The sequence below is a fragment of the Nitratifractor sp. genome (genome assembly GCF_015487065.1).
Classification (GTDB): Bacteria; Campylobacterota; Campylobacteria; order Campylobacterales; family Sulfurovaceae; genus Nitratifractor.
On sequence record NZ_WFQN01000139.1, the window covers coordinates 1 to 7,947 of the forward strand.

The 7,947-nt window shown below is 57.5% G+C and carries 11 protein-coding genes; 6 read left to right on the top strand and 5 right to left on the bottom strand.

Annotation, left to right across the window (positions count from 1 at the left end; all coding sequences use genetic code 11):
- Nucleotides 1–217: 217 nt before the first annotated feature.
- On the top strand, nt 218–652 hold the full coding sequence (locus F8I07_RS07550; RefSeq protein WP_292657881.1) for a hypothetical protein: 435 nt from the start codon (nt 218–220) through the stop codon (nt 650–652).
- Between the two features lie 17 nt (nt 653–669).
- On the opposite strand, the gene F8I07_RS07555 is transcribed toward F8I07_RS07550, so the two are convergent.
- The 4 genes from F8I07_RS07555 to F8I07_RS07570 are packed head-to-tail and all read right to left on the bottom strand — an operon-like array spanning nt 670 to nt 3,539.
- The gene (locus tag F8I07_RS07555; protein WP_292657883.1) at nt 670–1,308 is read right to left on the bottom strand and encodes a DNA polymerase III subunit delta'; all 639 of its coding nucleotides are present in this window, start codon (nt 1,306–1,308) and stop codon (nt 670–672) included.
- On the bottom strand, nt 1,308–1,853 hold the full coding sequence (locus F8I07_RS07560) for a HobA family DNA replication regulator (protein ID WP_292657887.1): 546 nt from the start codon (nt 1,851–1,853) through the stop codon (nt 1,308–1,310). The genes F8I07_RS07555 and F8I07_RS07560 overlap by 1 nt, the downstream gene beginning before the upstream one ends.
- 3 nt (nt 1,854–1,856) lie before the next feature.
- On the bottom strand, nt 1,857–3,062 hold the full coding sequence (locus F8I07_RS07565; protein WP_292657890.1) for an aspartate kinase: 1,206 nt from the start codon (nt 3,060–3,062) through the stop codon (nt 1,857–1,859).
- On the bottom strand, nt 3,063–3,539 hold the full coding sequence (locus tag F8I07_RS07570; RefSeq protein ID WP_292657893.1) for an RNA pyrophosphohydrolase: 477 nt from the start codon (nt 3,537–3,539) through the stop codon (nt 3,063–3,065). It lies immediately after the preceding gene.
- A gap of 86 nt (nt 3,540–3,625) precedes the next feature.
- On the opposite strand from F8I07_RS07570, the gene hemW reads away from it, so the two are divergent.
- On the top strand, nt 3,626–4,708 hold the full coding sequence (hemW, locus tag F8I07_RS07575; RefSeq protein ID WP_367264509.1) for a radical SAM family heme chaperone HemW: 1,083 nt from the start codon (nt 3,626–3,628) through the stop codon (nt 4,706–4,708).
- A gap of 47 nt (nt 4,709–4,755) precedes the next feature.
- Here the strand turns inward: hemW and F8I07_RS07580 are convergent, their stop codons facing one another.
- On the bottom strand, nt 4,756–4,884 hold the full coding sequence (locus tag F8I07_RS07580) for a hypothetical protein (protein ID WP_292657896.1): 129 nt from the start codon (nt 4,882–4,884) through the stop codon (nt 4,756–4,758).
- A 119-nt stretch (nt 4,885–5,003) separates the two neighbouring features.
- Here F8I07_RS07580 and tatB point away from each other — a divergent pair, with 119 nt between their 5' ends.
- From tatB to F8I07_RS07600, 4 genes are read left to right on the top strand one after another with little or no spacing between them, the layout of a single operon-like run.
- Entirely contained in the window at nt 5,004–5,543 is a 540-nt protein-coding gene (gene tatB, locus F8I07_RS07585; RefSeq protein WP_292657899.1) for a Sec-independent protein translocase protein TatB, read from the top strand.
- A gap of 11 nt (nt 5,544–5,554) precedes the next feature.
- Nucleotides 5,555–6,688 (top strand): twin-arginine translocase subunit TatC, encoded by a 1,134-nt coding sequence (tatC, locus tag F8I07_RS07590; RefSeq protein ID WP_292657907.1) that lies wholly within the window; start codon nt 5,555–5,557, stop codon nt 6,686–6,688.
- Nucleotides 6,688–7,716, top strand: coding sequence for a tRNA preQ1(34) S-adenosylmethionine ribosyltransferase-isomerase QueA (gene queA / locus F8I07_RS07595; protein WP_292657902.1), 1,029 nt, complete (start codon nt 6,688–6,690; stop codon nt 7,714–7,716). Before tatC ends, queA begins: the two co-directional genes overlap by 1 nt.
- 12 nt (nt 7,717–7,728) lie before the next feature.
- Nucleotides 7,729–7,890, top strand: a complete 162-nt coding sequence (locus F8I07_RS07600; RefSeq protein ID WP_292654552.1) for a hypothetical protein — start codon at nt 7,729–7,731, stop codon at nt 7,888–7,890.
- Nucleotides 7,891–7,947: the final 57 nt, after the last annotated feature.

Consider the following 7,947-nt stretch of genomic DNA (forward strand, 5'->3'; position numbering starts at 1 on the left):
ATTTATGAATTGTGGGGTTATTTAGTATAAAATGTTCACACAATAAATAGTTGTACTGGCGCATTCGCGCCAGTACAACGGCCTGCGGGCGTGAACCTCCCGCATTGTCGTACCGTGCGATGCACGGTCCAACAAGCGGAAGCACCCGACACCCTCCAAAAAATCAAGATTTTTCCGGCGGTCGCGGGTGTCCCGCAGGCCGTTATGAGGCAACTTCATGATAGATAGAATATCAAGAGACAAACTGGCTGAAACCTTGAGACAATATGTTTCAGGAAGAGTCACGAATGATGCACTTGATAATTTAGAAATCAATACTAAAGATGACGGAGTTATAGCCATCAAAGATGCAGCCTGGTTCCTTTATGATGATTTATACCAGCATAAAGCAATCGGAAAACATCGTATCGAAAAAGACAATAGGCACGAAGTTTCAAAATGGATTATTTTTCTTCAAAGTGATGAAGAATATTTATGGCCAAGGCCAACAACATTCCAAAAATTATTTTCTATTTTGACATTAGGGTTTTATAAAGTAAATAACTCCAACAAAGGTGAAAAAGAAGCATGGCCCTTCTTCACAATGGAGAGTCTGGAGAATGCATTGAAAAAACCAAAACTGTTAAATGGAGAAACAAAGAAAAAGAAATGAAGAGCAAGCCGGCAAGCTCAGGAACGTCGCTGTTTCCGCCGCCGCTTCGCCAACAACTTCAACAACACCGCCGTCAAAACAAAAGAGCCCGGCGATCCCCGATCCAGGACCCGCACCCCGTCTCGGAAAGTATCCAGCGCCCGCTCGTCCAGATCGTAGGCGCCGCTGGCAAGGGCCGCTTTGAGCAGGCGCTCCACGATCTTCCTCGCCTCCGAAGCTCCGATACGGTTGTGGCGCTGTAGGAACTCATAGACCGATCCGATCTCCAGGTTGGCCAAGTCCAGCTCCAGCGGCTCCTCTTCGCTCTCCCGCTCCAAAACCCTGATCGGGAGTCGGGAGCGGATGGTCGGCAGCACTGAGGCTTTGGAACGGAAAAGGAGAATGAAACTCTTTTTGGGGGGAGGCTCTTCGATCACTTTGAGGAGCTTGTTCTGGACCACTTCACTGAAGGTCTCGCCGGCCAGGAGGATCACCTGCTCTTCTTCGCTGGCCAGATAGGCCTTTTCCAGGGCCAGCTCCACATCCTCGACCTTGAAGCTCCCCTCCCGCAGGATCGGGATCAGCCGGATCCCCGCCTCCTCTGCCTGCTGCCGCAACCGCTCGGCCGTCTCTTCGAAACGTGAGGTGATCAGCACCTGGCTCTGAAGCGTCTCCATCAATCCAACGCCACCTCGTTGAAGAGCGCCGCCTCCACGGTACGGTCGAAGAGCCGGTAGAGCTGCAGGAGCTTGATATCCAGCTGCGGATCATGCCGGCGCAGGGTGAAGCTGCCGGGGACCTGCTCATCCAGGAGCCAGAGCAGGTTCGTGTCGTTGCGGTAGGCGATCTTGGTGAAGCGGTGGCTCCCCTCGCCGATATACCAGATGAGATACCCCCCGGGGAAGGAGATCTCCAGCATATCCTCCAGCAGCTGCAGATCCTGGCTGCTCTCGATCTCCCGGAGATTGGGAAAGATCTGCTCCAGCGGGTAGAACGGAACATAGGGACGGTGGCGCTCCGGGCGGTTGATGGAGCCGATGATGTAGTGGGCGAACCACTCCCGGCCGGGATCGGTCAAGACCAGGACCGTCTGCCCCTCCACGATCCGGCTGACGGCACTTTTGACCGGCGGGACCCAGTCGAAGCGAAACTCCTCCATCCAGCTGAAGTCGGAATTTTCCGACCGGATCGCCGAGAGGGTCCACTCCAGGAGCTGCTGCATCGTTTAGCGGTCCAGCTGGTAGGTTTCGTGGAGGACCCGCACCGCCAGTTCGCCGTACTTCTCGTCGATGATCATGGAGATCTTGATCTCGCTGGTGGAGATCATCTCGATATTGATGTTGTTTTCGGCCATGGCGCTGAAGGCTTTGGCGGCGATTCCGCTGTGGGACTTCATCCCCACCCCGACGATGGAGACCTTGCAGACATTCTCGTCGTAATCGGCGCCTCCCAGATCGTGATCGAAGGTCGCGATAGCCTGCTTGGCACGCTCCAGCTCACTCTGAGGAACCGTAAAGCCCAGGTTGGTGGTCCCCTCCTTGCTGGCGTTCTGGATGATCATATCCACATTGATCTGCTCCTCGGCCAGGCGGTTGAAGATCTCGGCGGCGATTCCGGGACGGTCGGTGACGTCCCGCAGGGATACCCGTGCCTGATTTTTGTCCAGGGCGATGCCGCTGACAAGTACTGCTTCCATGCTGTCGTTCTCCTCTGCGATGATAGTGCCCGGCCCGTCGCTGAACGAGCTCTTGGCGATGATTTTGACTCCCATTTTCTTGGCCAGCTCTACGGAACGGTTCTGCAGGACCTTGGCCCCCAGGCTGGAGAGCTCCAGCATCTCGTCGTAGGAGATGTAGTCCAGTTTCCGCGCCTTGGGTTCGATGCGGGGGTCCGTGGTGTAAATGCCGTCCACGTCGCTGTAGATTTCGCAGGCGTCGGCCCGGAGCGCTCCGGCCAGGGCCACGGCGCTCAGATCGCTGCCGCCCCGGCCCAGGGTCGTCACTTCGCCTTCGTCGTTGATCCCCTGGAACCCGGCGACGATGACGATCTTGCCTTTTTGAATCTGTTTCTCGATGGCGGAGGTGTCGATCGACTCGATCCGAGCGTAGGTATGAGCCCCGTCGGTCCGGATCCCCGCCTGGCGGCCCGTCAAAGCGACGGCATCGTAGCCCATCTCCTGCAAAGCGATCGCCAGCAGCGACGCCGTCACCCGCTCCCCGGAGCTGAGCAGGATGTCCATCTCCCGTTTGGAGGGGGTTTTGGAGAAGTGGTGGGCATAGTCGATGAGTTTGTTGGTCTCACCGCTCATGGCCGAAACCACCACCACCAGGTCGTTCCCTTCATCCCGGGCTTTGGCGACCCGCTTGGCCACATTTTCGATCCGTTCCAGGCTCCCCACGCTGGTGCCGCCGTATTTCTGAACGATCAACATCTACAACAATCCTTTTTTGACAAAATAGTCGATCACCTGCCGGTAGACCCTCCGCTTGAAAAAGGTGATCCGGCGAAACAGCTCGTCCATCTCCACATATCTGTACTCTTCAAACTCCGGAGCCTCAAAAGCGTTCAGATCGATCTGCGCCTCCTCTTTGAGCCGCACCAGAAAATATTTCTGACGCTGCCCTTTGAAGGGGTAACGGCGGGGATTGCGGCTGGCCTTGGGGAAATCGTAGCTGATCCACTCGGGATACTCCGCGATGATCTCCACCTCGTCGGTGCCGATCTCCTCTTTCAACTCCCGCAGGAGCGCTTCCCGGGGTGTCTCGTCCGCATCGATCCCTCCCTGGGGAAACTGCCACCCTTTGCGCATCCCTTTGCGTCGGGCGATCATAAACACATGTCGGTCCGGATAGTCTGGCGAGAGTACAATGGCAGCCACATTGGGCCTGTAATCTTTGTATTTTCCCATTGTCAACCCGCTTGCCGCTCCCGGCGTTGTACCCGGAGCTTTCAATTATTTTGATACTATTTTATCCGAAAAGGGATTACAGCCTTTTGAAACGACGGGAGAATCCTCCAAAAAATATGCTGCTTTATCTTCACATCCCCTACTGCGATTCCAAATGCCACTACTGCAGTTTCAATTCCTACACCGATCGCTTCGATACCCGGCCGCTCTATATGCAGGCGCTCCTGAAACAATTACAACGGGAACTGGAGCGTTTCGACGTGAGAAAGGGTTCCATCGAAACACTCTTTATCGGCGGCGGTACCCCCAGCACGGTCCACCCCGATCTCTACGCCCCCCTCTTTGAGACCCTGCGTCCCTATCTGGCGGACAATGCCGAACTCAGCAGCGAAGCCAACCCCAACTCTGCTTCTCCCGCCTGGCTCCAGGGGATGCGGGAGCTGGGAATCAACCGCATCAGTTTCGGCGTCCAGAGCTTCGATGCCGCCAAACTGGGGCGCCTCGGTCGGGCCCATTCGCCGCGGCAGGCCGTCGAAGCGGTCGAAGCCGCCGCGGAAGCGGGATTCGAACGGATCTCACTGGATCTGATCTATAACTGCGCCGGCGATGACCGGGTGCTGCTGGAGGGGGATCTGAACCGGGCCTTCGCCCTTCCCATTACCCACCTCTCGGCCTACGAGCTCACCATCGAAGCGGGCACCCCCTTCGCCCGGACCCCCGAGGCCCGTCAGGAAGACGTCCCCCTGGCCCGCTGGATGGCCGACGAAATCGCCGCCCGGGGGCTGGCCCCCTACGAGATCTCCAATTTCGGTGATCCCTGCCGGCACAATCTGGGCTACTGGCAATTGCAGGACTATATCGGCCTGGGAGCCGGAGCTGTAGGCTTCTTGAAAGACCGGCGCTTTTACCCCTCCCGCTCCATCGACGGCTATCTCGCCGATCCCCCCGCTCATACCGTCGAAGAGCTCACGCCGGAAAATCTCAGAATGGAGCGCCTCTTCCTGGGCCTGCGCTCCCGCCTCGGCATCGACCGGGAGCTTCTCACTCCGACGGAGCGGGGACGGGCGGAGTTGCTGGTAAAAGAGGGAAAGCTTTGCCGTCGCCCCGAAGGCTACGAAAACCCCGATTTCTTTCTGGCCGACGAGATCGCTCTGTATCTATTGGATTGATCCCATAACTTTGTGTTATACCCTTTGAAAAATATCTCTGGGAGGTTTCACTCGATGGCGACAAAGGAGCGCCCAACCCGTGAAACGGGCGCTCCTTCGCGGCTTTGCTTCGCTCCGACCGCTACGGTTCCGAAGCGGCGAAGGAGAAGCAGTTCTCCTTCGCTGACGCTTCTCATGTTCGCGACTGCCAGAGCTATCAAGTGAAACCGGTTGTTTTTCGGAACACTCAGTTATGAATTTTTCGGTAAAATTGACCCAATTTTCCTCCCCGTGACAGGGGAGAGCAAGGAGTCCCATGTTTGGAATGGGTTTCAGTGAGATCCTGATGATCGCCGTGGTCGCCATTCTCTTCCTCGGGCCCGACAAGCTGCCCGATGCGATGGTCCAGATCGCCAAATTCATCAACAGTTTCCGCAAGACCGTCAACGAGGCCCGAAGTACCTTTGAGGAGGAGCTCCATCTCAAAGAGCTCAAAGAGGAGGCCCTGGGCTATCGCCGGAGTCTTGAAGAGACCGCGTCGGATATCCGCGGATTCAAACATGCCGTCCCCGACCCGACCCGGGAGCTGGAAGAGGCCCTCCAGGTCGCCCGATCCGGCATGCCTGCCGACCGGCTCAACCGCGACACCGACCTGCTGGAGGAGGAGGACGAAGAGGTAGCCGAGACACGTCCTGCCGTCACCGACTACAAAGCGATGGCCCGCAAAGCCCTGGCCGAGGCCGATCAAGCAGAAGAAGCCTCCGTTTCTCAGGAAGAGAAACAAGCCGAAACAGCCGATGAACCCGCCCCCCGTCCCCGCGGCTTTAAAAACCTCGACAACGGATCGGTCTCCTGATGTTCGAGAGTATGAAACCCCACCTGGCGGAGCTCCGTAAACGTCTGGCGATTTCCGTCCTGGCTGTCCTCCTCGGCTTCATCATCGCCTTTACCTTCCACAATACGATCCTGGGCTGGGTCACCAAACCCCTCAACAACGCCCTGGTCCAAGTGGGCAAAATCGTGGAGAAACGGGAGATGGGGACCTGGACGGTTTCGGGGAACGAAGCCAATACTACCGCCGGCAGCGGCAAAGCTGCCAAAGGGAGCGCCCCGGCGCTGCTGACCGATCATGCCCAAAGTGCCGAAACCCTGCACCGGACCCTCAAAGAGGCTGCCGCCGCCACTGAAAACCCCCGCCTGCAGAAGTTTCTGCAACAGGCGGCCTCCGCCGCCGAAGAGCTGGCGAAAAACAGCCGCATCCTGCGTCGTGCCCTGGTCGCCGAAGAGAATCTGACCCGGGAGAAGATCGACAAAAAGCTGCGGGAGAAGAGTTTCAACGGGATGATCACCACCCACCAGGTGGGCGGGGCCTTCTTCGTGGCGCTGAAGGTCTCCTTCTTCGCCGGGATCCTGATGGCCATGCCGGTGATCCTCTGGCAGCTCTGGCTCTTCATCGCCCCGGGACTCTATGACAACGAGAAGCGGATGGTCCTTCCTTTCGTGGTAGGGGGATCGGTGATGTTCCTCGTCGGCGTTCTCTTCGCCTACTATGTGGTGACCCCTTTCGGCTTCCAGTTCCTCATCACCTTCGGCTCTTTCCTCTACACGCCGCTGATCAATATCGAGGATTACGTCGGCTTCTTCACCAAGATCCTCATCGGCTTCGGCATCGCCTTCGAACTGCCGGTCTTCGCCTACTTCCTGGCGTTGCTGGGCCTCATCACCGACAAGACCCTCAAAGACTACTTCAAATATGCCATCGTCATCATCTTCCTGCTGGCCGCCTTCCTCACACCGCCGGATGTCCTGACCCAGCTGCTGATGGCTGCCCCGCTGATCCTGCTCTACGGCCTCTCCATCCTCATCGTCCACTATGTCAATCCCTACAAACCCGAAGAGGATGAGGCGGAGCACGACAAAGAAGAGGCGGAAGAAGAGGATGAGTTTGAAAAAGCCGATCGGGAGATGGAGGCGCTCGAACGCGGCTCCGGAGAATCCTGATGATCGACCCCGCCGATCTGCTCACCGAATCCTACGACTACACCCTTCCCCCCGACCGCATCGCCACCCGTCCTGTGGAACCGGCCGATGCGGCGCGACTGCTGGTCTATGACCGGCACGCCGATTCCGTTACCCACGCCCGTTTTCGGGACCTGCCCGATTTCCTCCCTGAAAAATGCGCCCTCTTTCTCAACGATACCCGGGTGATTCCGGCACGGATCTTCGGGCAAAAACCCTCGGGAGGCCGGGTGGAGCTGCTGCTCAACAAACCGCTCCCTGACTGGCGTTATCTGGTGATGATCCGGGGAAAGGTCCGGCCCGGAACCCGGCTCCTCTTCGATCAGGGGCTTGAAGCGGAGGTCCTGGAGCTTCTTCCCGACGGGGCGCGGATCGTCCGCTTTTTCCGGCAAAGCCGGGAACTGGAATTTGGTGAACTGGTGGAGATCCTGGAGACCATCGGCCACGTTCCACTGCCCCCCTACCTCAACCGGGAGGACGAAGCGGCGGACCGCCGGCACTACCAGAGCCTCTTCGCCCGGGAGGCGGGAGCCGTGGCCGCGCCCACCGCGTCGCTGCACTTTACCCCTCAACTGCTGGAGTCGCTGCAGGCACGCCACCCTGCCTACACCCTGACCCTCCATGTGGGAGCCGGAACCTTCAAGCCGGTCGAAAGCGAAAAGATCCTGGAGCATCCGATGCACTCGGAGTACTTCCGGATCCCTGCCGAAGCGGCGGAGTATCTGCAGAGTGACGCCCCGCTTCTCGCTGTCGGGACTACCGTCACCCGCACGATCGAATATTATGTCCGTTCCGGTACGATGGAAGGAGAGTGCGATCTCTTCCTCCATCCCGGCAACCCGCCGCAGCGGGTCAACTATCTGCTAACCAATTTCCACTTGCCCAAAAGTACCCTGATCATACTGGTCAGCGCCTTCATCGGGCGACGAAAAACTCTGGAGCTCTATGAGGAAGCGATCCGTAAGGGCTATCGTTTCTACAGCTATGGCGATGCCATGCTTGTCATCTAAGGAGAAATCACCATGAATATGTTGTTGGAACCCAAATATCTCGTTTTGCATATCGCGATCATCGTCATCGCCACCGGACTGCTTGCCACGCTCATCTACGAAATGCGCAAACCCAAGAGAGACCCCAACGAAGACCCGGATACCAAACGGATGAACGATATGCTGAAAGATTGAGGCGTTGGCAGAGTGACTTTTTGGGGAAATTCTCGTGATTTTCCCTGTGTTATAATG

Excerpts from the sequence above, each read along its gene's own strand:
- F8I07_RS07550 (WP_292657881.1), top strand. The coding sequence starts at position 218 with ATGATAGATAGAATATCAAGAGACAAACTGGCTGAAACCTTGAGACAA.
- F8I07_RS07570 (WP_292657893.1), bottom strand. The coding sequence starts at position 3,539 with ATGGGAAAATACAAAGATTACAGGCCCAATGTGGCTGCCATTGTACTC.
- F8I07_RS07580 (WP_292657896.1), bottom strand. The coding sequence starts at position 4,884 with ATGAGAAGCGTCAGCGAAGGAGAACTGCTTCTCCTTCGCCGCTTCGGA.
- F8I07_RS07600 (WP_292654552.1), top strand. The coding sequence starts at position 7,729 with ATGAATATGTTGTTGGAACCCAAATATCTCGTTTTGCATATCGCGATC.
- queA (WP_292657902.1), top strand. The coding sequence starts at position 6,688 with ATGATCGACCCCGCCGATCTGCTCACCGAATCCTACGACTACACCCTT.
- tatC (WP_292657907.1), top strand. The coding sequence starts at position 5,555 with ATGAAACCCCACCTGGCGGAGCTCCGTAAACGTCTGGCGATTTCCGTC.
- F8I07_RS07565 (WP_292657890.1), bottom strand. The coding sequence starts at position 3,062 with ATGTTGATCGTTCAGAAATACGGCGGCACCAGCGTGGGGAGCCTGGAA.
- F8I07_RS07555 (WP_292657883.1), bottom strand. The coding sequence starts at position 1,308 with ATGGAGACGCTTCAGAGCCAGGTGCTGATCACCTCACGTTTCGAAGAG.
- tatB (WP_292657899.1), top strand. The coding sequence starts at position 5,004 with ATGTTTGGAATGGGTTTCAGTGAGATCCTGATGATCGCCGTGGTCGCC.
- F8I07_RS07560 (WP_292657887.1), bottom strand. The coding sequence starts at position 1,853 with ATGCAGCAGCTCCTGGAGTGGACCCTCTCGGCGATCCGGTCGGAAAAT.